The organism is Pseudomonas sp. CCOS 191 (genome assembly GCF_001007005.1).
In the GTDB taxonomy this organism is placed as follows: Bacteria; Pseudomonadota; Gammaproteobacteria; order Pseudomonadales; family Pseudomonadaceae; genus Aquipseudomonas; species Aquipseudomonas soli.
Genome location: NZ_LN847264.1, coordinates 1,233,910 through 1,257,637 on the forward strand (window position 1 = coordinate 1,233,910; position 23,728 = coordinate 1,257,637).

Below are 23,728 nucleotides of genomic sequence, written 5' to 3' on the forward strand. Positions count from 1 at the left end.
GCCTTTACGGCGAGTTCCTTTTTGTCGTGGCAAAAAGGAACCAAAAACCGTGCGCTCCATTCATCCGGCCCTACGCTTCGCTCCGGGTTCCCTCACTCCGGCCTTGCTCCCGGGAGGACCGCGCTGTAGGGCCCATCCTGGGCCCCAGCGCTTGACGGGCATCCATGCCCGTCACCTCCCTACGCAAGGCCTGCGTTCGGCCTCCTGAAGTCGCGAAGTTAGGGGTGGCGCCTGCACTGGCGCAGCTGTCGCTCGCTGGGGTTGGCGCTAGCCTCTTGATCGGCAACGGCAACGGCCTCAAATCAACGGCTCTGCAGAAACCTGCGAATCCGCTCCGCCGCCTCGATGCACTCGGCCAGCGGCGCGACCAGCGCCATGCGCACACGCCCGGCCCCCGGGTTGACGCCATCCACTTCCCGCGACAGATACGACCCCGGCACCACCGTCACATGCTCGGCTTCGTACAGGTCGCGGGTGAAATCGGCATCGCTGCCCGGCACCTTGGCCCACAGATAGAAGCTGCCATCCGGGCGCTGCACGTCCAGCACCGGTTGCAGGATCTCGAGCACGGCGTCGTACTTGGCCCGGTACAGGTCGCGGTTCTCGCGCACATGGGCTTCGTCCTGCCAGGCAGCGACGCTGGCCAGTTGGGTTTGCACCGGCATGGCGCAACCGTGGTAGGTGCGGTACAGCAGGAACGGCTTGATGATCTCGGCGTCGCCAGCCACGAAGCCCGAACGCAGGCCTGGCAGGTTGGAGCGCTTGGACAGGCTGTGGAACACCACGCAGCGCTTGAAGTCACTGCGACCAAGCGCAGCGCAGGCGCTCAGCAGGCCCGGTGGCGGTGCGTCCTCGTCGAAGTACAGCTCGCTGTAGCACTCGTCGGCGGCGATCACGAAGTCGTGCTTGTCGGCGAGGGCGATCAGCTTCTTCAGGGTGTCCATCGGCACCAGGGCACCGGTGGGGTTGCCCGGGGAGCACAGGAACAGGATCTGGCAGCGTTCCCAGGTCTCGGCCGGCACAGCATCGAAGTCGGGGTTGAAGCCGTTGCTTTCCAGGCATGGCAGGTAGTGCGGGGTAGCGCCGGCCAGCAGGGCCGCGCCTTCGTAGATCTGGTAGAACGGGTTGGGGCTGACCACCAGGCCGTCGTCGTCGCGGTTGACCACGGCCTGGGTGAAGGCGAACAGCGCTTCGCGGGTGCCATTGACCGGCAGGATATGACGGTCGGCGTCCAGCCAGCCCGACGGTACGCCGAAGCGCCGTTCGCACCACTGGCCAATGGCCTGGCGCAGGGCCGGCAGGCCGATGGTGCTGGGGTAGACCGCCAGCTTGTCGAGGTTGTCGGCCATGGCCTTGGCGACAAAGGCTGGCGATTCATGCTTTGGCTCACCGATCGACAAGGCGATGGCGCGCTTGTCGGCTGCCGGTTTCACGGTGCCCAGCAGGGCGCGCAGTTTCTCGAACGGGTAGGGCTGGAGCTGGGTCAGGGCGTGGTTCATCGGCGCAAGGTCTCGTTAGCGTCAAAAGGTCATGCGGGTAGGGCTGGCGTCGCTGGCCTGGCCGGCCTGCAACTGCTGGACGATGGCCTCCTGCAGGCGGCTGCACAGCTGCGGGTCGGACAGCGGCTGGTTGTCGGCGTCGGTGATGAAGAACACGTCTTCCACGCGCTCGCCGAGGGTGGCGATCTTGGCGTTCTGCAGCGAGATGTCGAACTCGAGGAAGATCCGCCCGATCCTGGCCAGCAGGCCGGGGCGGTCGGGCGCGGTGATCTCGAGGATGGTCACCGGGCGTTGGGCGTCGTTGAGGATGGTCACCTGCGGCGGGAAGTCGAAGTGCTTGAGCTGACGCGGCACCCGACGCTGGATGATTGCCGGGTAGTCCTCGGGGTTGCGCAACGCGTCGGTCAGGCCGTCGCGGATCTGCCTGACCCGCTGTGGATTGTCACCGATCGAGCCGCCGTCGTTGTCGAGCACGATATAGGTGTCGAGGGTGAACTGGCTGCTCGAGGTGATGATCCGGGCATCGTGAATGTTCAGGTTGAGCTGGGCCATGGCGGCCACGGTCACGGCGAAGAAATCGTGCTGGTCGGGGGCGTAGATGAAGATCTGCGTGCCGCCCTCGAACTCGCGCTGGGTGGTCTCCTTGATCAGCACCAGCGGGCCGCCATCGGCCGGTTGCTGCAGGATCGCATCGCTGTGCCAGGCCACATCGGCGGCGTTGTGCTTGAGGAAGTAGTCGTCGCCCAGCTGCGACCAGAGCTGCTCGACGTCATCCGGGTCGGTGCCTTCGCGTACCAGGATATCCAGCGCCGCGCTCTGGGTCTGGCGGATCTGCTCTTCGCGGTCCAGCGGGTTCTCCAGGCCCCGACGCAGGGCGCGCTTGGTCTCGGTGTAGAGCTGGCGCAGCAGGCTCGCCCGCCAGGAGTTCCACAGGCTGGGGTTAGTGGCGTTGATGTCGGCCACGGTCAGCACGTAGAGGTAGTCCAGCCGTGTCTCGTCACCGACATGCAGGGCGAAATCGTTGATCACCTGCGGGTCGGAGAGGTCCTTGCGCTGGGCGGTGGTGGACATCACCAGGTGGTTCAGCACCAGCCAGACGATCAGGCGGCTGTCCCAGGCCGGCAGTTGGTGCCGTTCGCAGAACTGCTGCGCATCCACCGCGCCCAGTTCGGAGTGATCGCCCTGGCGACCCTTGCCGATGTCGTGGTAAAGCCCTGCCAGGTAGATCAGCTCGGGCTTGGGCAGGCGGCCCATGAGCTTGCTGGCCAGCGGGAATTTCTCCGAGACCGGCGTGTATTGCAGTTTGCGCAGGTGCTTGATCAGGTTGAGGGTGTGGGCATCGACCGTATAGATGTGGAACAGGTCGTGCTGCATCTGCCCGACGATCAGGCCGAACTCCGGCAGGTAGCGGCCAAGGATGCCGTAGCGATTCATCCGCCGCAGGTTGCGGTGGATGCCGATCTCGCACTTGAACAGCTCGATGAACAAGCTGGTGTTGCGGATATCGTGGCGGAACTTGTCGTCGATCAGGTGGCGATGTTCGCGCAGCAGGCGCACGGTGTCGGCGCGCACGCCCTTGATTTCGGGGTGCTGGGCCATCAGCACGAAGATTTCCAGCATGGCGAACGGGGTGCGCCGGAAGACGTTCGGGTTGACCGCTTCTATATAGCCATCGTGCAGGCGAAAGCGCGCATTGACCGGCTGCGTGGCGCCGCTGTCATCGGCCAGAATCACCTCTTCGAAATGCTGGATGATCAGGTCGCACAACTGGCTGATGCTCATCACCACCCGGTAGTACTGCTGCATGAACTGTTCGATGGCACGCTTGGGGTTTTCGTCGGTGTAGCCCAGCAGCGCGGCGATGCTGCGCTGGTGGTCGAACAGCAGGCGGTCTTCGGCGCGGCCGGCGAGCATGTGCAGGGCGTAGCGCACACGCCAGAGGAAGGCCTGGGACGAGGCCAGCAGCTCGTTTTCGCTTTCCAGCAGGAAGTCCTCGCCCGCCAGCGCGTGCAGGTTCAGCGTGCCGTACTGGCGCCTGGCTACCCAGAGCACGGTCTGGATGTCGCGCAGGCCGCCCGGGCCGCCCTTGACGTTGGGCTCGAGGTTGTACTCGGTGTCGTTGTACTTGTGATGGCGGGCCTTGAGTTCGGCACGTTTGGCCAGGAAGAACTCTTTGCTGGGCCACATGTGCGCGGTGCTGGTGGCGTCGAGCATGCGCTGGCGCAGGGCCTCGGGGCCGGCGATGGTGCGGCTTTCCATCAGGTTGGTGATGACCGTGAGGTCGGCCCGGGCCTGCTCGGCGCACTCGTCGACGGTGCGCACGCTCTGGCCAACCTCAAGGCCGATGTCCCAGAGCAGGGTGAGGAAGCGCTCGATGGCATCGCGGTACTGCTCGTGCTCGGCGGCGTCGAGCAGGATCAGCAGGTCGATGTCCGAATACGGATGCAGCTCGCCACGGCCGTAGCCGCCCACCGCCACCAGGGCGATGCCGCCTGGCGCGCCCCAGCTGAACTGGTGCCAGGCCTGTTGCAGGATGTTGTCGACGAACCAGGCGCGGTCCTCGATCAGCCGGCGAATCTCGCGGCCTTCGCGAAAACGCTTGTCGAGCACCTCGCCGGCCATGCGTATGGCCTTCTTGAAAGCGGCGATGGGGCTTGCCTTGAGGGCCAGTTCCGCCTGGAACTGGCCGCGGTCGAACAGCTCGGGATCCACCTGGGGCATCGAGTCGCGTTCCTGTCGTTCAGTATCAGGCCGAGGTGCGCGGGATGGTGTCGTCCTTGCGCAGGGTGAAGATCTCGTAGCCGGTGGCGGTCACCACCAGGGTGTGTTCCCACTGGGCCGAGAGCTTGCGGTCCTTGGTGATGGCGGTCCAGCCGTCGCCCAGTACCTTGGTGTCGGCCTTGCCCTGGTTGATCATCGGCTCGATGGTGAAGGTCATGCCTTCCTTGAGCTCCATGCCGGTGCCGGCGCGGCCGTAGTGGACGATCTGTGGCTCTTCGTGGAACACCTTGCCGATGCCGTGGCCGCAGAACTCGCGGACCACCGAGAAACCGTTCTTTTCGGCGTGCTTCTGGATCACCTCGCCGATGTCGCCCAGGCGGCAGCCGGGCTTGACCAGTTCGATGGCCTTGTACAGGCATTCCTGGGTGATCTTGGACAGGCGCTCGGCCCACGGCGCGACAGTGCCGACATGGAACATGCGGCTGGTGTCGCCGTGGTAGCCGTCCTTGATCACGGTCACGTCGATGTTGATGGTGTCGCCATCCTTGAGTGCCTTGTCATTGGGGATGCCATGGCAGACCACGTGGTTGATCGAGGTGCAGATCGACTTGGGGAAGCCCTTGTAGTTCAGCGGCGCCGGGATGGCCTTCTGCTCGTTGACGATGTAGTCGTGGCAGAGGCGGTCGAGCTCCTCGGTGGTGATACCGGGCTTGACGTGTGGCTCGATCATTTCCAGCACTTCGGCGGCCAGGCGGCCGGCGATGCGCATCTTCTCGATGTCTTCTGCGGTCTTGATGGTGACGGTCATTACAGGCTCTCTACGGCGCCGCGCGCGGCGCGAACAAACGGGAAAGGCCGGATTCTACCAGAGCGCGGCGGCGATCTGTCGGGATAGTCCAGCAGATCCGGTGGTCTATTGAGGGCATTCTGGCCCCAAAAGGCGGGGGCTGCAAAAGCCGCTGACGGACGAAGCATCATCCGGGTTCCGTTCGCTCGCCGGCTGTGGTATAAAATGCGCCGCTTTCGGGGGATGTCCTCCGTCAGCTCAAACCCACACACGTGTCGACACGATGGCCTGGGTGCCCGGTTTCCCTGGAAACACGGGTTGGTCATTGGGATACGTGGAGGCCCAACCCGACTTATCAAGGAACTATCATGTCCCAAGTCAACATGCGCGATATGCTGAAGGCCGGTGTGCACTTCGGCCACCAGACCCGTTACTGGAACCCGAAAATGGGCAAGTACATTTTCGGCGCGCGCAACAAGATCCACATCATCAACCTGGAAAAAACCCTGCCGATGTTCAACGAGGCTCTGTCCTTCGTAGAGCGCCTGGCCCAGGGCAAGAACAAGATCATGTTCGTCGGCACCAAGCGTTCCGCCGGCAAGATCGTCGCCGAGCAAGCAGCTCGTTGCGGTTCGCCATACGTTGATCACCGTTGGTTGGGCGGCATGCTGACCAACTACAAGACCATCCGCGCTTCGATCAAGCGTCTGCGTGACCTGGAAACCCAGGCCGAAGATGGTACTTTCACCAAGCTGACCAAGAAAGAAGCTCTGATGCGTTCGCGCGATCTGGAGAAGCTGGACCGCAGCCTGGGTGGTATCAAGGACATGGGCGGCCTGCCTGATGCCCTGTTCGTGATCGACGTCGACCACGAGCGCATTGCCATCACCGAAGCCAACAAGCTGGGCATCCCGGTCATCGGCGTTGTCGATACCAACAGCAGCCCTGAAGGTGTTGACTACATCATCCCAGGTAACGATGACGCCATCCGCGCTATCGAGCTGTACATGACTTCGATGGCTGACGCCGTCATCCGCGGCCGCAACAACGTTGCCGGCGGCACTGAAGTCTATGTTGAAGAAGCGGCTGCACCTGCTGCCGAGTAATTGACGCTTAGCGTCTACTTGGCACGCAAAAAGGGGGCTTTGCCCCCTTTTTGCCACCTTGAAATCCTGCTGTCAGCGAAGGCCCCGCATCATGGGCCGGCTGAGGTTTAAAACAGCGGATTTGCAGAATTTAACGCCCGTGACGAACGGGTGGAATGGTTGAAAAACTTTCCAAGAGGATTTTGAAATGGCAGCAATTACTGCAGCGCTGGTCAAAGAACTGCGCGAGCGTACCGGCGAAGGCATGATGGATTGCAAGAAGGCCCTGGAAAAGGCCGGCGGCGACATCGAGAAAGCCATTGACGACATGCGTGCCTCGGGCGCCATCAAGGCCGCCAAGAAGGCTGGCAACGTTGCCGCCGAAGGCGCCATCGCCGTCAAGACCGACGGTAAATCCGCCGTCCTGCTGGAAGTGAACTCGCAGACCGACTTCCTGGCCCTGCAAGACGACTTCAAGAACTTCGTCGCCGAAAGCATCGAACAGGCCTTCGCCGAGAAGCTGACCGACGCCGCTCCGCTGATCGCTTCGCGTGAAGCCGCTCGTGAAGCCCTGGTCGCCAAGTGCGGCGAGAACGTCAACATCCGTCGCCTGGTACGCGTTGAGGGTGACGTTGTCGGTGCCTACCTGCACGGTAACAAGATCGGTGCAGTTGTTGTCCTGAAAGGTGGTGACGTCGATCTGGCCAAGAACATCGCCATGCACGTTGCCGCTTCGAACCCAGAGTTCCTGGACGCGTCGGAAATCTCCGCCGAGGCCATCGAGCGCGAGAAGAACGTCTTCCTGCAGCTGAACGCCGACAAGATCGCCGGCAAGCCGGAAAACATCGTTGAAAACATGATCAACGGTCGTATCTCCAAGTTCAAAGCCGAAGCCTCGCTGAAAGAGCAAGCCTTCGTGATGGATCCGGAAGTCAAAGTTGGCGCGCTGGCCAAGAAAGCCGGTGCCGAAATCGTTTCCTTCACCTACTTCAAGGTTGGCGAAGGCATCGAGAAGCCGGTTGACGACTTCGCTGCCGAAGTTGCCGCCCAGGTAGCTGCCGCCAAGCAGTAAGACGGACTCGTCTGTCGCCCCAAAGAGGCTGCCCGCTCACGCGCGCAGCCTCTTTGTCAAAGCGGGAGTGGTTTACCAGACCGCTGCTCGCTGACGCAGTAGCTGCGTCACGCTAGAGTTACGCGCAGGCTGAAAACAGCCCGCCAGATTTTTACAAACGCCGCAGGAGAGATTCGCAATGGCTCAGCAGGGCAGTGGTCATCAGGCTCGCTATAAACGCATTCTACTCAAACTTAGCGGCGAGGCCCTGATGGGCTCGGAAGAGTTCGGGATCGACCCCAAGGTCCTGGATCGCATGGCGCTGGAAGTCGGCCAGCTGGTCGGCATCGGCGTCCAGGTCGGCCTGGTGATCGGTGGTGGCAACCTGTTCCGTGGTGCGGCGCTCAGCGCAGCCGGCATGGATCGGGTCACTGGCGACCACATGGGCATGCTGGCCACCGTGATGAACGCACTGGCCATGCGCGACGCGCTGGAGCGGGCGAACATCACCGCGATCGTCATGTCGGCCATCTCCATGGTCGGTGTGACCGATCACTATGATCGCCGCAAGGCCATGCGCCACCTGAACTCGAAAGAAGTCGTGATCTTCGCTGCCGGTACCGGCAACCCGTTCTTCACCACCGACTCCGCCGCTTGCCTGCGCGCCATCGAAATCGATGCCGACGTGGTATTGAAGGCAACCAAGGTCGATGGTGTATACACTGCAGATCCATTCAAGGACCCGCATGCCGAGAAGTTCGATCATCTGTCCTACGATGAAGTGCTGGATCGCAAGCTGGGTGTAATGGACCTGACGGCAATCTGCCTGTGCCGCGATCACAAGATGCCGTTGCGCGTCTTCAACATGAACAAGCCCGGCGCCCTGCTGAACATCGTGCATGGCGGCGCGGAAGGAACTCTGATCGAGGAAGTTCAAAAATGATCAACGAAATCAAGAAAGACGCCCAGGCGCGCATGCAAAAGTCGCTGGAGTCGCTGATCCACGCATTTGGCCAGATCCGCACCGGCAAGGCGCACCCGAGCGTCCTGGGCAGCGTGATGGTGCCTTACTATGGCACCGACACCCCGCTGACCAGCGTGGCCAACGTGACCGTGAAAGATAACCAGACCCTGCAAGTGGTGCCTTTCGAGCGCAACATGCTGGGCGCCATCGACAAGGCCATTGGCAGTGCCGGCTTGAACCTCAACCCGACCAACCTGGGTGAGTTGCTGCTGGTCAATATGCCTCCGCTGACCGAAGAAACCCGCAAGGGCTTCACCAAGCAGGCCCGCGCCGCTGCCGAAGATGCCCGCGTTGCCGTGCGCAACATTCGTCGTGACGCCATGGGTGACCTGAAGAAGCTGTCCAAGGACAAGGAAATCAGTGAAGACGAAGAGCGTCGTGCCAGTGCCGACATCGACAAGCTGATCAAGGATTTCGAGGCGCAGATCGCCAAGGCCACCGAAGCAAAAGAAAAGGACCTGATGGCCATCTAAGGGTCAGGACACCTTCATGGAAAAGACCAAGCAGACTGTGCCCTCCGTGGTGCCGCGTCACGTGGCGATCATCATGGATGGGAATAATCGCTGGGCGAAGAAGCGCTTCATGCCCGGCGTTGCCGGGCATAAGGCGGGTGTCGATGCGGTGCGCGCCGTGATCGAAGTGTGCGCCGAGGCCAAGGTCGAGGTGCTCACGCTTTTTGCGTTCTCCAGTGAGAACTGGCAGCGACCGGCGGATGAAGTCAGTGCCCTCATGGACCTGTTCTTCAAGGCGCTGCGCCGCGAGGCCAAGCGCCTGAACGACAACAACATCAGCCTGCGCATCATCGGCGACCGCTCACGCTTCCACCCTGAACTCCAGGCTGCGATGCGCGAGGCCGAGGCCGCGACTGCCGGCAGCAACCGCTTCATCCTGCAGATCGCCGCCAACTACGGTGGCCAGTGGGATATCGCCCAGGCTGCCCAGCGCCTGGCGCGTGAAGTACAGGCCGGCCATCTGCGGCCGGACGACATCACCCCGGATCTGCTGCAGACCTGCCTGGTGACGGGCGACCTGCCATTGCCTGACCTGTGCATCCGCACCGGTGGCGAGCACCGCATCAGCAATTTCCTCTTGTGGCAGCTGGCCTACGCCGAGCTGTACTTCTCCGACCTCTATTGGCCGGACTTCAAACACGAGGCCATGCGCAATGCGCTGGCCGATTTCGCTTCGCGCCAGCGCCGCTTCGGTAAGACCAGCGAGCAGGTCGAAGCCGGAGCCCGTGCTTAATGCTTAAACAACGCATCATTACCGCGCTGATCCTGCTGCCGATCGCGGTGGGTGGTTTCTTCCTGCTCAATGGTGGGGATTTCGCCCTCTTCATCGGTTTCGTGGTGACGCTCGGTGCCTGGGAGTGGGCGCGCCTGGCCGGCCTGGTGGCGCAACCGCTGCGCATCGCCTATGCCGCCGTGGTGGCGGGCGGGCTGATGCTGCTCTACTTGATGCCCGACCTGGCGCCCTGGGTGCTGGGCGCTTCGGTGATCTGGTGGGCGCTGGCCACGTGGCTGGTGCTGACCTACCCGCGCAGCGGCGAGCTGTGGAGCAGTGCCGCCTGTCGCCTGCTGATCGGCCTGCTGGTGTTGCTGCCCGCCTGGCAGGGCCTGGTGCTGCTCAAGCACTGGCCGCTGGGCAACTGGCTGATCCTGGCGGTCATGGTGCTGGTCTGGGCGGCCGACATCGGCGCTTATTTCTCCGGTCGTGCCTTCGGCAAGCGCAAGCTGGCGCCACAGGTCAGCCCGGGCAAGAGCTGGGAGGGCGTGTATGGCGGCCTCGCGGTCAGCCTGCTGATCACCCTGGGCGTGGGCATTGCCCGTGACTGGAGTGTCGGCCAGGTGCTGCTGGGCTTGCTGGGCGCCGTGGTGGTGGTGATGTCCTCGGTGGTCGGCGACCTGACCGAGAGCATGTTCAAGCGTCGTGAAGGCATCAAGGACAGCAGCAACCTGTTGCCGGGCCATGGTGGCGTGCTTGATCGCATCGACAGCCTGACCGCGGCGATTCCGATGTTTGCCGTACTGTTGTGGGCGGCTGAGTGGGGTGTGATGTGAGTCGCGTGCAACGCATTACCGTGCTGGGGGCCACCGGCTCCATTGGCTTGAGCACGCTGGACGTCATCGCTCGCCACCCTGACCGTTACCAGGTGTTCGCCTTGAGCGGTTATTCGCGCATCGACGAACTGCTGGCCCTGTGCGAGCGCCATCGCCCGGCGTACGCCGTGGTGCCGAGCGCCGAGGCGGCCGGGCGGCTGCGCGCGGGACTGGCCAAGGCCGGATGTGCCACCGAGGTGCTCGAAGGTGAGGCCGGGCTGTGCCAGGTCGCCTCCGCATCGGAGGTCGATACGGTGATGGCGGCCATCGTCGGCGCTGCCGGCCTGCGTCCGACCCTGGCCGCGGTCGAGGCGGGCAAGAAGGTGCTGCTGGCCAACAAGGAAGCCCTGGTGATGTCCGGGGCCCTGTTCATGCAGGCGGTGCAGCGCAGCGGTGCGGTGCTGCTGCCGATCGACAGCGAGCACAACGCGATATTCCAGTGCATGCCCGGCGACTACGCCCGTGGTCTGGGCGCTGTCGGTGTGCGCCGCATCCTGCTGACCGCCTCCGGTGGCCCGTTCCGCGAAACCCCGGCCGAAGCCTTGCTGGATGTCACGCCGGAACAAGCCTGCGCCCATCCGAACTGGTCCATGGGGCGCAAGATCTCGGTCGATTCGGCGAGCATGTTGAACAAAGGCCTGGAACTGATCGAGGCCTGCTGGCTGTTCGATGCCAAGCCTTCGCAGGTTGAAGTGGTGGTGCACCCGCAGAGCGTTATCCACTCGTTGGTGGACTATGTCGATGGCTCGGTGCTCGCCCAGTTGGGCAACCCGGACATGCGCACGCCGATCTCCAATGCCCTGGCCTGGCCGGAGCGCATCGATTCGGGCGTGGCGCCGCTGGACCTGTTCGCCATCGCCCGTCTGGATTTCCAGGCCCCCGACGAACAGCGCTTCCCATGCCTGCGCCTGGCGCGTCAGGCTGCCGAGGCGGGCAACAGTGCGCCGGCGGTGCTCAATGCCGCCAACGAAGTGGCTGTCGAAGCGTTTCTCCAGCGGCGTATCCGCTTCCCGGAGATCGCGGGTATGATCGAACAGGTGCTCGACCAGGAGCCTGTGGTGGCATTGCCCACGCTCGACGCGGTATTCGCCGCCGACCAGCGTGCCCGGGAGCTGTCCCGGGAATGGTTGCGACGCCACGGCCGCTGAAGCCTGCGGCCGGCTCCGCCGAATGTCATCCGGAGATAGGACATGACTGCGCTCTACATGATTGTCGGCACGCTGATTGCGCTCGGCGTGCTGGTCACCTTCCACGAGTTCGGCCACTTCTGGGTGGCGCGGCGCTGCGGGGTCAAGGTCCTGCGCTTCTCGGTGGGCTTCGGCACGCCGTTGCTGCGCTGGCACGATCGCCAGGGCACCGAGTTCGTCGTCGCCGCGATTCCCCTGGGCGGCTACGTCAAGATGCTCGACGAGCGCGAGGGCGAGGTGCCGCCGGCGCTGATCGAGCAATCGTTCAATCGCAAATCTGTACGCCAGCGTATCGCCATCGTGGCCGCCGGCCCAGTCGCCAACTTCCTCCTCGCCATCCTGTTCTTCTGGGTGCTGGCCATGCTCGGCTCGCAGCAGGTGCGCCCGGTCATCGGCGCGGTCGAGGCGGGCAGCCTGGCGGCCAGCGCCGGCCTGGGCGTCGGCCAGGAAATCGTTTCCATCGATGGCAAACCGACCAATGGCTGGTCGGCGGTCAACCTGCAGTTGGTGCGCCGCCTCGGCGAGAGCGGCACGCTGCGCGTGGGTGTGCTCGATGAAGGTGCAACGGTCGAGCGCCAGCTCGACATTACCCTGAACAATTGGCTCAAGGGCGCCGACGAGCCTGATCCGATCCAGTCCCTGGGCCTGCGCCCGTGGCGACCTGCGATGGTTCCGGTGCTGGCGGAGATCGATCCGAAAGGGCCGGCCGCTGCCGCCGGGCTCAAGACCGGTGACAAGCTGCTGGCGCTCGACGGCGTGGCGCTGGGCGACTGGCAGCAGGTGGTCGACGCGGTTCGTGCCCGCCCCGAGCGCACGGTGAACCTGCGCATCGAGCGCGACGGCGCAACGCTCGAAGTGCCGGTCACCCTGGCGCGCAAGGGCGAAGGCCAGGCATCCGGTGGTTACCTCGGCGCCGGGGTCAAGGCCAGCGAATGGCCGGCGAAGATGCTCCGCGAGGTCAGTTACGGGCCGCTGGAGGCGGTGGCCGAGGGCTTGTCCCGCACTTGGAACATGAGCGTCCTGACCCTCGAATCGCTGAAGAAAATGCTGTTCGGAGAGCTCTCGGTAAAAAACTTGAGCGGACCGATAACCATTGCTAAAGTGGCGGGCGCTTCAGCCCAGTCGGGCGTTGGGGATTTCCTGAATTTCCTGGCCTACCTGAGCATAAGCCTGGGGGTTCTGAACCTGCTGCCCATCCCAGTACTGGATGGGGGGCATTTGCTGTTCTACCTGATCGAGTGGGCGCGCGGTCGTCCGCTCTCGGATCGGGTGCAAGGTTGGGGGGTCCAGATCGGTATCAGTTTGGTCGTCGGGGTGATGTTGCTCGCCCTGATCAACGATCTGGGTCGACTATAAAAGCTTCGCTCAATCGCGAAACCTGCCGCTTTCTCGCGGCGGGTTGTTTATTGCCAGTTGGAATAAAAGGACTTCATGAAACGTCTGCTGCTAACTGCGGTGCTCTCCGCACTGATGATCGCTGAAGTTCACGCCGAGTCCTTCACCATCTCCGATATTCGTGTCAACGGCCTGCAGCGGGTTTCCGCCGGCAGCGTGTTCGGCGCGTTGCCGCTGAACGTCGGTGACCAGGTCGACGACCGCCGTCTGGTCGAATCCACCCGCTCGCTGTTCAAGACCGGCTTCTTCCAGGACATCCAGCTGAACCGCGACGGCAATGTCCTGATCATCAACGTGGTCGAGCGCCCTTCGGTGTCGAGCATCGAGATCGAAGGCAACAAGGCGATCAGCACCGAAGACCTGATGAAGGGCCTGAAGCAGTCGGGCCTGGCCGAAGGCGAGATCTTCCAGCGCGCGACGCTGGAAGGCGTGCGTAACGAGCTGCAGCGCCAGTACGTGGCCCAGGGCCGCTACTCCGCCGAAGTCGACGCCGAGGTCGTGCCGCAGCCGCGCAACCGTGTCGGCCTGAAGATCAAGATCAACGAAGGCACCGTCGCCGCGATCCAGCACATCAACGTGGTGGGCAACACGGTCTTCGACGACGAAACCCTCGGCCAGCTGTTCGAGCTCAAGACCACCAACTGGCTGTCGTTCTTCAAGAACGACGACAAGTACGCCCGCGAAAAACTGTCCGGTGACCTGGAGCGCCTGCGTTCCTACTACCTGGACCGCGGCTACATCAACATGGACATCGCCTCCACCCAGGTGTCGATCACTCCGGACAAGAAGCACGTCTACATCACCGTCAACATCAATGAAGGCGAAAAGTACACCGTTCGCGACGTCAAGCTGTCCGGTGACCTGAAAGTGCCGGAAGACCAGGTCAAGTCGCTGCTGCTGGTGCAGCCGGGCCAGGTGTTCTCGCGCAAGGTGATGACCACCACGTCCGACCTGATCACCCGTCGCCTGGGTAACGAAGGCTATACCTTCGCCAACGTCAACGGCGTGCCGCAACCGAACGACCAGGATCACACCGTCGACATCATGTTCGTCGTCGATCCGGGCAAGCGTGCCTACGTCAACCGCATCAACTACCGCGGCAACACCAAGACCGAAGACGAAGTGCTGCGCCGCGAAATGCGCCAGATGGAAGGCGGCTGGGCTTCGACCTACCTCATCGACCAATCCAAGACCCGCCTCGAGCGCCTGGGCTTCTTCAAGGAAGTCAACGTCGAGACGCCGCCGGTGCCGGGCACCGACGACCAGGTCGACGTCAACTACAGCGTCGAAGAGCAGGCCTCCGGCTCGATCACCGCCAGCGTCGGTTTCGCCCAGAGCGCGGGCCTGATCCTCGGTGGCTCGATCAGCCAGAACAACTTCCTGGGTACCGGTAACAAGGTCTCCATCGGCCTGACCCGTTCCGAATACCAGACCCGCTACAACTTCGGCTACGTCGATCCCTACTTCACCCCCGATGGTGTGAGCCTGGGTTACAACGCCTTCTACCGCAGCACCGACTACGATGACCTCGACGTCGACGTGGCCAGCTATGCGGTGGACAGCCTGGGTGCCGGTGTCAGCCTCGGCTACCCGATCAGCGAGACCTCGCGTCTGACCTACGGCCTGACCGTGCAGCAGGACAAGTTGAAGACCGGCCGCTACACCGTCGATGAGATCTTCAAGTTCATCCAGGACGAAGGCGACAACTTCCTCAACTTCAAGGCTTCGATCGGCTGGTCCGAGTCGACCCTGAACAAGGGCGTGCTGGCCACCCGTGGTCATTCGCAGAGCTTGACCCTCGAGACCACCGTGCCGGGCAGCGACCTGTCGTTCTACAAGCTCGACTACCGTGGCCAGCTGTTCAAGCCAATCAACAACGACTACACCCTGCGCCTGCACACCGAGCTGGGCTACGGTGACGGCTACGGTTCGACCAATGGTCTGCCGTTCTACGAGAACTACTACGCGGGCGGCTTCAACTCCGTGCGCGGCTTCAAGGACAGTACCCTGGGCCCACGCAGTACGCCGAGCCGTGGCGCGGCCGTGACCGGCAACCAGGGCACCATCGCCGACCCGGATCAGGATCCGCTGCCGTTCGGTGGCAACGTCCTCGTCCAGGGTGGTGTGGAGCTGCTGTTCCCGCTGCCGTTCGTCAAGGATCAGCGTTCGCTGCGCACCTCCGTGTTCTGGGATGTGGGTAACGTGTTCGACACCAATTGCGGTTCCAAGCCGGACTGCACCAAGGTCGGTTTCTCGGACATGGCCAGCTCCGTCGGTCTGGGCGTAACCTGGATCACCGCGCTGGGCCCGCTGAGCTTCAGCCTGGCGATGCCGATCAAGAAGCCGGACGACGCCGACACGCAAGTGTTCCAATTCTCTCTGGGCCAGACCTTCTGAGGCCGGCCCTTGCATAACGACAACGGATTATCCAGGAGTGCATCGTGCGTAAGTTGACCCAACTGGCCCTCGTGGCCGCGGCGCTGGTCGCCACCCCGGCTTTCGCCGAAATGAAGGTTGCCGTGCTGAACTATCAGATGGCCCTGCTGGAATCCGACGCGGCCAAGAAATACGCCGTCGACGCCGAGAAGAAGTTCGGCCCGCAACTGACCAAGCTCAAGGGCCTGGAAAGCAGCGCCAAGGGCATCCAGGATCGCCTGATCAAGGGCGGCGACAAGATGCCTCAGCCAGAGCGCGAGCGCCTCGAGCTCGAGTTCAAGCAAAAGGCCCGCGACTTCCAGTTCCAGTCCAAGGAGCTCAACGAAGCCAAGGCCGTGGCCGATCGCGACATGCTCAAGCAGCTCAAGCCCAAGCTTGATGGCGCCGTCGAGGAAGTGATCAAGAAGGGCGGCTTCGACCTGGTGCTCGAGCGTGGCGCGGTCATCGATGTCAAGCCGCAGTACGACATCACCCGCCAGGTCATCGAGCGCATGAACCAAGCCCGTTGATATGACCGTGACCATGACACTCGGCCAGCTGGCCGAAGCCCTCGGCGCCGAGCTCAAAGGCCCCGAGGCGCTGGAAATCACCGGGTTGGCCACCTTGCAGGAGGCCGTTTCCGGGCAGCTGAGTTTCCTGGCCAACAAGCAGTACCGCAAGTTCCTGGACGACTCCACGGCCAGCGCGGTGCTGCTCAAGGCCGAGGACGCCGAAGGTTTCGCCGGCAACGCCTTGATCGTCGCCGACCCGTACCTGGCTTACGCGCGCATCTCGCACCTGTTCGATCCGAAGCCCAAGGCTGTGGCGGGAATCCATCCCAGCGCCGTGGTTGCCGAGGATGCCCAGGTGGATGCCAGCGCTAGCATCGGCCCGTTCGCGGTGGTCGAAAGCGGTGCGCGGATCGACGCCAACGTGACGGTCGGCGCGCACTGTTTCATCGGTGCCCGTTGCGTCATCGGCGAGGGTGGCTGGCTGGCACCCCGTGTCACGCTGTATCACGACGTGACCATTGGCAAGCGCGTGGTCATCCAGTCCGGCGCGGTGATCGGTGGCGAGGGCTTCGGCTTTGCCAACGAGAAGGGTATCTGGCGCAAGATCGCGCAGATCGGCGGCGTCACCCTGGGCGACGATGTCGAGATCGGCGTGAACACTGCGGTGGACCGCGGCGCCCTGTCGGATACGCGCATCGGTGATGGCGTCAAGCTCGACAACCAGATCCAGATCGCCCATAACGTGCAGGTCGGTGACCACACGGCGATGGCGGCCTGCGTCGGCATCTCCGGCAGTACCCGTATCGGCAAGCACTGCATGATTGCCGGTGGTGTCGGGATGGTCGGTCACATCGACGTCTGCGACAATGTTTTCGTCTCCGGCATGACCATGGTGACCCGTTCGATTACCGAACCGGGTGGCTATTCTTCCGGAACGGCCATGCAACCTTTGGCCGAATGGCGCAAGAGCGCCGCTCGCATTCGCCAGCTGGACGAGATGTCCAAGCGTCTCCAGCAGCTGGAAAAGCGTGTCGACACCGTGACCTCAGGTGGCCAGCCGACATCAGAAGGCTGATACCATTTACTGAGCGAGCGTTACAGTCGCTAGCTGGCTCCTCTTTGGATCTGCAAAAGGAGCGTGTGGTCAGCACCTGCGCTCCCTATTCTTATACAGGCTTCCCCCCGAAATGATGGACATCAACGAGATTCGCGAATACCTGCCTCACCGTTACCCGTTCCTGCTGGTGGACCGGGTGACGGACCTGGACTTCGAGGCCCAAAGCATTCGTGCCTACAAGAATGTCAGCATCAACGAGCCGTTCTTCAATGGCCACTTCCCGGCGCATCCGATCATGCCGGGCGTGCTGATCATCGAGGCGATGGCCCAGGCGGCCGGAATTCTCGGATTCAAGATGCTCGACGCCAAACCGGCTGACGGCACGCTTTACTACTTTGTCGGCTCCGACAAGCTGCGTTTCCGCCAGCCAGTGCTGCCGGGCGACCAGCTGGTCCTGGAAGCCAAGTTCCTCAGCCGCAAGAGCATGATCTGGAAGTTCGAATGCCGTGCCCTGGTGGACGGCAAGCCAGTCTGCTCGGCCGAGATCACCTGCGCGGAACGCTCCCTATGAGTTCGATTGACCCACGGGCGATCATCGATCCCTCGGCCAGGCTGGCCGAGGGCGTCGAGGTTGGCCCCTGGTCGATCGTAGGCCCCGATGTCGAAATCGGGGAGGGCACCATCATTGGCCCGCACGTCGTGCTCAAAGGGCCGACCCGTATCGGCAAGCACAACCGCATCTACCAGTTCTCCTCGATCGGTGAAGACACCCCTGACCTGAAGTACAAGGGTGAGCCGACGCGTCTGGTGATCGGTGACCACAACGTGATCCGCGAGGGTGTCACCATCCATCGCGGAACCGTGCAGGACCGCTCGGAAACGACGCTGGGCGATCATAACCTGATCATGGCCTATGCCCACATCGGCCATGACAGCGTCATCGGCAACCACTGCATCCTGGTCAACAACACTGCGTTGGCCGGGCACGTGCATGTGGGCGACTGGGCGATCCTGTCGGGCTACACGCTGGTGCACCAGTACTGCCATATCGGCGCGCATGCCTTTTCCGGCATGGGTACCGCGATCGGCAAGGACGTGCCGGCCTACGTGACGGTGTTCGGCAGCCCGGCCGAGGCGCGCAGCATGAACTTCGAAGGCCTGCGCCGTCGCGGTTTCAGCGACGAGGTGCTGCATGCACTGCGTCGCGCCTACAAGATTGTCTATCGCCAGGGCCTGACCGTCGAAGAGGCGCTCAAGGAGCTGGACGAACTGGTGAGCCAGTTCCCGGAAGTCGACCTGTTCCGTCAATCGATCGCCAACTCTGCCCGCGGCATCACGCGCTGACATGGCCCAACTTTGCGTGGCGCTGGTCGCGGGCGAGGCCAGCGGCGACATCCTCGGTTCCGGCTTGATGCGTGCCATCAAGGCGCGCCACCCCGATGTACGGTTCATCGGCGTCGGCGGGCCCTTGATGGAAGCCGAAGGCATGACCTCCTACTTCCCGATGGAACGCCTGGCCGTCATGGGCCTGGTCGAGGTACTCGGGCGTCTGCGCGAGCTGCTCAAGCGGCGCAAGCTGCTGATCGAGACACTGATTGGTGAAAAGCCCGACGTGTTCATCGGTATCGATGCCCCTGATTTCACCCTGAATATCGAACTCAAGCTGCGCCAGGCCGGGATCAAGACAGTGCATTACGTCAGCCCGTCGGTCTGGGCCTGGCGGCAGAAGCGCGTGCTGAAGATCCGCGAGGGGTGCGACCTGATGCTCACCCTGCTGCCGTTCGAGGCGCGCTTCTATGAAGAGCAGGGTGTGCCGGTGCGCTTCGTCGGCCACCCGTTGGCGGATACCATTCCCCTCGAGGCTGACCGTGGCGCGGCGCGTGCAGAGCTGGGCCTGGGTGATGGCCCGGTGATTGCCCTGATGCCCGGCAGCCGTGGCGGCGAAGTGGGGCGCCTGGGCGCCCTGTTCCTCGATGCGGCCCAGCGCCTGCGCGAGCTGGTGCCTGGCGCACGTTTCGTGCTGCCGTGCGCCAATGCCGCGCGTCGCGCCCAGGTCGAGCAGATGCTCGAAGGGCGTGAGTTGCCGCTGACCTTGCTCGATGGCCAGTCGCACAAGGCCTTGGCGGCGTGCGACGCGGTGCTGATTGCCTCGGGTACCGCCACCCTGGAGGCGATGCTGTACAAGCGGCCGATGGTGGTGGCCTATCGCCTGGCACCGTTGACGTACTGGATCCTCAAGCGCATGGTCAAGAGCCCGTACGTCTCGCTGCCCAACCTGCTGGCCCAGCGCCTGTTGGTGCCCGAGCTGCTGCAGGACGCCGCCACCAGCGAGGCCTTGGCGCAGACCCTGGCGCCGCTGGTCAAGGACGGCGCGCAGCAGACCGACAGCTTCGACCAGATCCACCGCACCCTGCGCCGCGACGCCTCCAACCAGGCGGCCGACGCGGTGCTTGCCCTGTTGAAGGACCGCTGACATGCAGATGGGACTGGATTTCAACCTGGTCGAAGAACTGGTGGCCGGCGTCGACGAAGTGGGCCGTGGCCCGCTGTGCGGCGCGGTGGTAACCGCAGCGGTGATTCTCGACCCGCGCCGGCCGATCCTCGGCCTGAACGACTCGAAGAAACTCACCGAGGCCAAGCGCGATGCGCTGTTCGACGAGATCTGCGAGAAGGCGCTGAGTTTCTGCATCGCTCGCGCCGAGGTCGAGGAAATCGACCGTCTGAACATTCTCCATGCCACCATGCTGGCCATGCAGCGTGCCGTCGAAGGGCTGCACGTCACGCCGAAGCTGGCACTGATCGATGGCAACCGCTGCCCGAAGCTTTCGGTACCGGCTGCCCCTGTGGTCAAGGGTGATTCGCAGGTGCCGGCGATCGCCGCCGCATCGATCCTGGCCAAGGTCACCCGTGACCGCGAGATGAGCGCGTTCGAGCTGATCTACCCGGGTTATGGGATCGGCGGGCACAAGGGGTATCCGACTCCAGTGCACCTTGAGGCCCTGGCCCGTCTTGGGCCGACGCCCATTCATCGGCGCTCGTTCGCGCCTGTACGAGCTGCCTGGGAAGCCCGTGAGGGCGCTTCCACCCTGCTGATCTGATCGGCGCCATTCATCGCGGGGCAAGCCCGCTCCCACGCCAAGCCTGCACTGGAATCGGCTGCGTGGGAGCAGGCTTGCCCCGTGATGCATTCTGCAATCAACCGCTGACCTGCAGGCGAGGCAAGCGCAGAGCAATACGCTACAATCCCGCCCTTGTCGTTCAGCACTGCTACAGGATCCTCCATGTCGGTCTCCTTCGTTCACCTTCGCGTGCACTCCGAATTCTCCCTGGTCGATGGCCTGGTGCGGATCAAGCCGCTGGCCAAGGCCCTGGCCGGGATGAACATGCCGGCGGTGGCGATCACCGACCAGAGCAACATGTGCTCGCTGGTGAAGTTCTACAAGACCGCCATGGGCGCCGGCATCAAGCCGATCTGCGGTGCCGACCTGTGGCTGGCCGGGGTCGATCCGGAAGCGCCGCTGTCGCGCATCTGTTTCCTGGCCATGAACCCCAAGGGTTACCGCAATCTCACCGAGCTGATCTCGCGTGGTTGGACCGATGGCCAGCGCAATGGCCTGGTGATCATCCAGCGCGACTGGATCGCCCCGGCCAGCGAAGGGCTGATTGCCCTCTCCGCCGGCAAGGAAGGCGACATCGGCATGGCGTTGATGGCCAATCGTCAGGACGAAGCCCAGGTCCTGCTCGCCGACTGGATGAGCATGTTCCCCGAGCGCTTCTATGTCGAGGTACAGCGTACCAACCGCGCCGGTGACGAGGAGTACGTGCACGCTGCCGTGGCCTTGGCCGACAAGCTCGGTGCGCCGCTGGTGGCAACCAACGACGTGCGTTTCGTCAAGCAGTCGGACTTCGATGCCCACGAGACCCGCGTGTGCATCGGCGAGGGCTGGACCCTGGACGACCCGCGCCGCCCGCGTGGCTACAGCGACCAGCAGTACCTCAAGTCCGCCGAAGAGATGGCCGAGCTGTTCAGCGACTTGCCGGACGCCATTGCCAACACCGTGGAGATCGCCAAGCGCTGCAATATCACCGTGCAGTTGGGCAAGTACTTCCTCCCCGACTTCCCGACGCCCAACGGCATGGGCATCGACGACTACCTGCGGCATGTCTCCCACGAAGGCCTGGAGGAGCGCCTGGCGGTGCTGTGGCCGAAGGAGACCACGCCCAATTACGAAGAGAAGCGCCAGGTCTACCTGGACCGCCTGAAGTTCGAGCTGGACATCATCATCCAGATGGGCTTCCCCGGTTACTTCCTGATCGTTATGGACTTCATCAAGTGGGCGAAGAACAACGACGTGCCGGTCGGCCCGGGCCGGGGTTCGGGTGCCGGTTCGTTGGTGGCCTACGTGCTGAAGATCACCGACCTCGACCCGTTGGCCTACGACCTGCTGTTCGAGCGCTTCCTCAACCCTGAACGTATTTCCATGCCCGACTTCGACGTCGACTTCTGCATGGATGGCCGCGACCGGGTGATCGACTACGTGGCCGAGGCCTACGGGCGCAACGCGGTGAGCCAGATCATCACCTTCGGCACCATGGCCGCCAAGGCGGTGGTGCGTGACGTGGCGCGGGTGCAGGGCAAGTCCTATGGCCTGGCCGACCGCCTGTCGAAGATGATCCCGTTCGAAGTGGGCATGACCCTGGAGAAGGCCTACGAGCAGGAAGAGATCCTGCGCGACTTCCTCAAGAGCGACGAGGATGGCCGCGAGATCTGGGACATGGCCCTCAAGCTCGAAGGTGTGACCCGCGGTACCGGCAAGCACGCCGGTGGCGTGGTGATCGCGCCGACCAAGCTCACCGACTTCTCGCCAATCGCCTGTGATGAAGAAGGCGGCGGCCTGGTGACCCAGTTCGACAAGGACGACGTCGAGGCCGCGGGCCTGGTGAAGTTCGACTTCCTCGGCCTGCGTACCCTGACCATCATCAAGTGGGCGATGGAGATCATCAACCGCGAGCAGGCCAAGAAGAACCTGCCCGACGTCAACATCGACTTCATCCCGCTGGACGACCGCAAGACCTACGAGCTGCTGCAAAAAGCCGAGACCACGGCGGTGTTCCAGCTCGAATCCCGTGGCATGAAGGAGCTGATCAAGAAGCTCAAGCCCGACTGCCTGGAAGACCTGATCGCACTGGTGGCGCTGTTCCGCCCCGGCCCGCTGCAGTCGGGCATGGTGGACGACTTCATCAACCGCAAGCACGGCCGCGCCGAGTTGGCCTACCCGCATGCGGACTACCAGTACGAAGGCCTCAAGCCCGTGCTTGCACCGACCTACGGCATCATCCTGTACCAGGAACAGGTGATGCAGATCGCCCAGGTGATGGCCGGCTATACCCTCGGCGGCGCGGACATGCTGCGCCGGGCCATGGGTAAGAAAAAGCCCGAGGAAATGGCCAAGCAGCGTGGCGGTTTCATCGAAGGCTGCGTGGCCAACAACATCGATGCGGACCTGGCCGGTAACATCTTCGACCTGGTAGAGAAATTCGCCGGCTACGGCTTCAACAAATCCCACTCCGCCGCCTACGGCCTGGTGTCTTACCAGACCGCCTGGCTGAAGACCCACTACCCGGCGCCGTTCATGGCCGCGGTGCTGTCGGCGGATATGCACAACACCGACAAGGTGGTGGTGCTGGTCGAGGAAGTACGCAGCATGAAGCTGCGCCTCGACGCGCCGGACGTGAACTTCTCCGACTTCAAGTTCACCGTCAACAACGATGGCCGCATCGTCTATGGCCTGGGGGCGATCAAGGGCGTGGGCGAAGGCCCGGTGGAGGCGATCGTCGAGGCGCGCGCGCAGGGTGGTCCGTTCAAGGACCTGTTCGACTTCTGTGAGCGCATCGACCTCAAGCGTGTCAACAAGCGTACCCTCGATGCGTTGATCCGCAGTGGCGCGCTGGATCGTCTCGGCCCGCACTTCCATGACGAGATCAAGGCCTACCAGGCCAACATCGACATCAACCGCGCGACCCTGCTGTCGGCGCTGGGTGAGGCCGTCAAGGCTGCCGAGCAGGCGGCCCATACCGCCGACAGTGGCCATGTCGACCTGTTCGGCGGCATGTTCGACGAGGCAGATGTCGACGTCTATGCCAATCATCGCAAGGTGCGCGAACTGACGCTCAAGGAGCGGCTGAAAGGCGAAAAGGACACCCTCGGCCTGTACCTCACCGGGCATCCGATCGATGAGTACGAGACCGAGATCCGCCGTTTCGCCCGCCAGCGCATTGTCGACCTGAAGCCCGCGCGGGATACCCAGACCATCGCCGGGATGATCATTGCCCTGCGCGTGATGAAGAACAAGAAGGGTGACAAGATGGGCTTCGTCACCCTCGACGACCGTTCCGGGCGCATCGAGGCCTCGTTGTTCGCCGATGCCTTCATGGGCGCCCAGGCCCTGCTGCAGACCGACGCCATGGTGGTGGTGGAAGGGGAGGTCAGCAACGACGACTTCTCCGGTGGCCTGCGCCTGCGGGTCAAGACGGTGATGACCATGGAGGATGCCCGTACCAAGCTGGCCGAAAGCCTGCGCCTGAAGGTCGCCCACGACGCGCTCAAGGGTGACCGCCTGAACTGGCTGGGCGAGCTGATCACCCGTCACCGTGGTGGCTGCCCGATCACCCTGGAGTACACCGGCAGCGACGCCAAGGCCATGCTGCAATTCGGCGACCAGTGGTCCATCGACCCGGCTGACGGCCTGATTCAGGCACTGCGTGACCAGTTCGGACGTGAGAACGTCTTCCTGCAATACCGTTGAAACGACGAATTTTAATCTCGACCTATATGCGCCTGATCCCTTAAGGTAGGGCGCCAAACGGATCAACCGGCCGGCCGCCTGGCCGTAGAC

19 protein-coding genes are annotated in these 23,728 nt (G+C 63.3%); 16 read left to right on the forward strand and 3 right to left on the reverse strand.

Annotation, left to right across the window (positions count from 1 at the left end):
• Nucleotides 1-302: 302 nt before the first annotated feature.
• From dapC to map, 3 genes are read right to left on the reverse strand one after another with little or no spacing between them, the layout of a single operon-like run.
• Nucleotides 303-1,499, reverse strand: a complete 1,197-nt coding sequence (gene dapC / locus CCOS191_RS05635; RefSeq protein WP_046854391.1) for a succinyldiaminopimelate transaminase — start codon at nt 1,497-1,499, stop codon at nt 303-305.
• A 21-nt stretch (nt 1,500-1,520) separates the two neighbouring features.
• Nucleotides 1,521-4,220, reverse strand: coding sequence for a [protein-PII] uridylyltransferase (locus CCOS191_RS05640; RefSeq protein ID WP_046854392.1), 2,700 nt, complete (start codon nt 4,218-4,220; stop codon nt 1,521-1,523).
• 25 nt (nt 4,221-4,245) lie between these two features.
• Nucleotides 4,246-5,028 carry a type I methionyl aminopeptidase gene (gene map, locus CCOS191_RS05645; protein WP_046854393.1) on the reverse strand — a complete coding sequence of 261 codons (783 nt, stop codon included), beginning with the start codon at nt 5,026-5,028 and terminating at the stop codon, nt 4,246-4,248.
• A gap of 347 nt (nt 5,029-5,375) precedes the next feature.
• On the opposite strand from map, the gene rpsB reads away from it, so the two are divergent.
• The 16 genes from rpsB to dnaE all read left to right on the forward strand — a co-directional run bounded on the left by rpsB (nt 5,376) and on the right by dnaE (nt 23,638).
• Complete coding sequence (gene rpsB, locus CCOS191_RS05650; RefSeq protein WP_023629884.1) at nt 5,376-6,113, forward strand: 30S ribosomal protein S2; 738 nt, start codon at nt 5,376-5,378, stop codon at nt 6,111-6,113.
• Between the two features lie 187 nt (nt 6,114-6,300).
• Nucleotides 6,301-7,164 (forward strand): translation elongation factor Ts, encoded by an 864-nt coding sequence (gene tsf, locus CCOS191_RS05655; protein ID WP_023629890.1) that lies wholly within the window; start codon nt 6,301-6,303, stop codon nt 7,162-7,164.
• Nucleotides 7,165-7,342: 178 nt separating this feature from the next.
• Nucleotides 7,343-8,086 carry a UMP kinase gene (pyrH, locus tag CCOS191_RS05660; protein ID WP_023629889.1) on the forward strand — a complete coding sequence of 248 codons (744 nt, stop codon included), beginning with the start codon at nt 7,343-7,345 and terminating at the stop codon, nt 8,084-8,086.
• Nucleotides 8,083-8,640, forward strand: coding sequence for a ribosome recycling factor (gene frr / locus CCOS191_RS05665; RefSeq protein ID WP_046854394.1), 558 nt, complete (start codon nt 8,083-8,085; stop codon nt 8,638-8,640). The genes pyrH and frr overlap by 4 nt, the downstream gene beginning before the upstream one ends.
• Before the next feature lie 16 nt (nt 8,641-8,656).
• Nucleotides 8,657-9,412 (forward strand): polyprenyl diphosphate synthase, encoded by a 756-nt coding sequence (gene uppS, locus CCOS191_RS05670; protein ID WP_046854395.1) that lies wholly within the window; start codon nt 8,657-8,659, stop codon nt 9,410-9,412.
• Nucleotides 9,412-10,227, forward strand: a complete 816-nt coding sequence (locus CCOS191_RS05675) for a phosphatidate cytidylyltransferase (protein WP_038706689.1) — start codon at nt 9,412-9,414, stop codon at nt 10,225-10,227. The genes uppS and CCOS191_RS05675 overlap by 1 nt, the downstream gene beginning before the upstream one ends.
• The gene (gene ispC, locus CCOS191_RS05680; RefSeq protein ID WP_046854396.1) at nt 10,224-11,414 is read left to right on the forward strand and encodes a 1-deoxy-D-xylulose-5-phosphate reductoisomerase; all 1,191 of its coding nucleotides are present in this window, start codon (nt 10,224-10,226) and stop codon (nt 11,412-11,414) included. Before CCOS191_RS05675 ends, ispC begins: the two co-directional genes overlap by 4 nt.
• A gap of 42 nt (nt 11,415-11,456) precedes the next feature.
• Complete coding sequence (gene rseP, locus CCOS191_RS05685) at nt 11,457-12,809, forward strand: RIP metalloprotease RseP (protein WP_046854397.1); 1,353 nt, start codon at nt 11,457-11,459, stop codon at nt 12,807-12,809.
• Nucleotides 12,810-12,884: 75 nt separating this feature from the next.
• Nucleotides 12,885-15,245 (forward strand): outer membrane protein assembly factor BamA, encoded by a 2,361-nt coding sequence (gene bamA, locus CCOS191_RS05690; protein ID WP_046854398.1) that lies wholly within the window; start codon nt 12,885-12,887, stop codon nt 15,243-15,245.
• 44 nt (nt 15,246-15,289) lie between these two features.
• Nucleotides 15,290-15,793, forward strand: coding sequence for an OmpH family outer membrane protein (locus CCOS191_RS05695; RefSeq protein WP_023629834.1), 504 nt, complete (start codon nt 15,290-15,292; stop codon nt 15,791-15,793).
• A 1-nt stretch (nt 15,794) separates the two neighbouring features.
• On the forward strand, nt 15,795-16,850 hold the full coding sequence (gene lpxD / locus CCOS191_RS05700; protein ID WP_046854399.1) for a UDP-3-O-(3-hydroxymyristoyl)glucosamine N-acyltransferase: 1,056 nt from the start codon (nt 15,795-15,797) through the stop codon (nt 16,848-16,850).
• Between the two features lie 112 nt (nt 16,851-16,962).
• Nucleotides 16,963-17,403 carry a 3-hydroxyacyl-ACP dehydratase FabZ gene (fabZ, locus tag CCOS191_RS05705; RefSeq protein ID WP_003252314.1) on the forward strand — a complete coding sequence of 147 codons (441 nt, stop codon included), beginning with the start codon at nt 16,963-16,965 and terminating at the stop codon, nt 17,401-17,403.
• Nucleotides 17,400-18,176, forward strand: coding sequence for an acyl-ACP--UDP-N-acetylglucosamine O-acyltransferase (lpxA, locus tag CCOS191_RS05710; protein ID WP_046854400.1), 777 nt, complete (start codon nt 17,400-17,402; stop codon nt 18,174-18,176). Before fabZ ends, lpxA begins: the two co-directional genes overlap by 4 nt.
• Before the next feature lies 1 nt (nt 18,177).
• A complete protein-coding gene (gene lpxB, locus CCOS191_RS05715; RefSeq protein ID WP_046854401.1) occupies nt 18,178-19,305 on the forward strand; it encodes a lipid-A-disaccharide synthase in 1,128 nt (375 codons plus the stop codon).
• 1 nt (nt 19,306) lies between these two features.
• Nucleotides 19,307-19,930: a ribonuclease HII gene (gene rnhB, locus CCOS191_RS05720; protein ID WP_023628727.1), complete on the forward strand. Its 624-nt coding sequence runs from the start codon at nt 19,307-19,309 to the stop codon at nt 19,928-19,930.
• Nucleotides 19,931-20,113: 183 nt separating this feature from the next.
• The gene (gene dnaE, locus CCOS191_RS05725; RefSeq protein WP_046854402.1) at nt 20,114-23,638 is read left to right on the forward strand and encodes a DNA polymerase III subunit alpha; all 3,525 of its coding nucleotides are present in this window, start codon (nt 20,114-20,116) and stop codon (nt 23,636-23,638) included.
• Nucleotides 23,639-23,728 lie beyond the last annotated feature (90 nt).

What these genes read in the sequence shown, in the direction of transcription:
- dapC (WP_046854391.1), bottom strand. Translation starts at nt 1,499, where the DNA reads ATGAACCACGCCCTGACCCAGCTCCAGCCCTACCCGTTCGAGAAACTG.
- CCOS191_RS05640 (WP_046854392.1), bottom strand. Translation starts at nt 4,220, where the DNA reads ATGCCCCAGGTGGATCCCGAGCTGTTCGACCGCGGCCAGTTCCAGGCG.
- map (WP_046854393.1), bottom strand. Translation starts at nt 5,028, where the DNA reads ATGACCGTCACCATCAAGACCGCAGAAGACATCGAGAAGATGCGCATC.
- rpsB (WP_023629884.1), top strand. Translation starts at nt 5,376, where the DNA reads ATGTCCCAAGTCAACATGCGCGATATGCTGAAGGCCGGTGTGCACTTC.
- tsf (WP_023629890.1), top strand. Translation starts at nt 6,301, where the DNA reads ATGGCAGCAATTACTGCAGCGCTGGTCAAAGAACTGCGCGAGCGTACC.
- pyrH (WP_023629889.1), top strand. Translation starts at nt 7,343, where the DNA reads ATGGCTCAGCAGGGCAGTGGTCATCAGGCTCGCTATAAACGCATTCTA.
- frr (WP_046854394.1), top strand. Translation starts at nt 8,083, where the DNA reads ATGATCAACGAAATCAAGAAAGACGCCCAGGCGCGCATGCAAAAGTCG.
- uppS (WP_046854395.1), top strand. Translation starts at nt 8,657, where the DNA reads ATGGAAAAGACCAAGCAGACTGTGCCCTCCGTGGTGCCGCGTCACGTG.
- CCOS191_RS05675 (WP_038706689.1), top strand. Translation starts at nt 9,412, where the DNA reads ATGCTTAAACAACGCATCATTACCGCGCTGATCCTGCTGCCGATCGCG.
- rseP (WP_046854397.1), top strand. Translation starts at nt 11,457, where the DNA reads ATGACTGCGCTCTACATGATTGTCGGCACGCTGATTGCGCTCGGCGTG.
- bamA (WP_046854398.1), top strand. Translation starts at nt 12,885, where the DNA reads ATGAAACGTCTGCTGCTAACTGCGGTGCTCTCCGCACTGATGATCGCT.
- lpxD (WP_046854399.1), top strand. Translation starts at nt 15,795, where the DNA reads ATGACCGTGACCATGACACTCGGCCAGCTGGCCGAAGCCCTCGGCGCC.
- fabZ (WP_003252314.1), top strand. Translation starts at nt 16,963, where the DNA reads ATGATGGACATCAACGAGATTCGCGAATACCTGCCTCACCGTTACCCG.
- lpxA (WP_046854400.1), top strand. Translation starts at nt 17,400, where the DNA reads ATGAGTTCGATTGACCCACGGGCGATCATCGATCCCTCGGCCAGGCTG.
- lpxB (WP_046854401.1), top strand. Translation starts at nt 18,178, where the DNA reads ATGGCCCAACTTTGCGTGGCGCTGGTCGCGGGCGAGGCCAGCGGCGAC.
- rnhB (WP_023628727.1), top strand. Translation starts at nt 19,307, where the DNA reads ATGCAGATGGGACTGGATTTCAACCTGGTCGAAGAACTGGTGGCCGGC.
- dnaE (WP_046854402.1), top strand. Translation starts at nt 20,114, where the DNA reads ATGTCGGTCTCCTTCGTTCACCTTCGCGTGCACTCCGAATTCTCCCTG.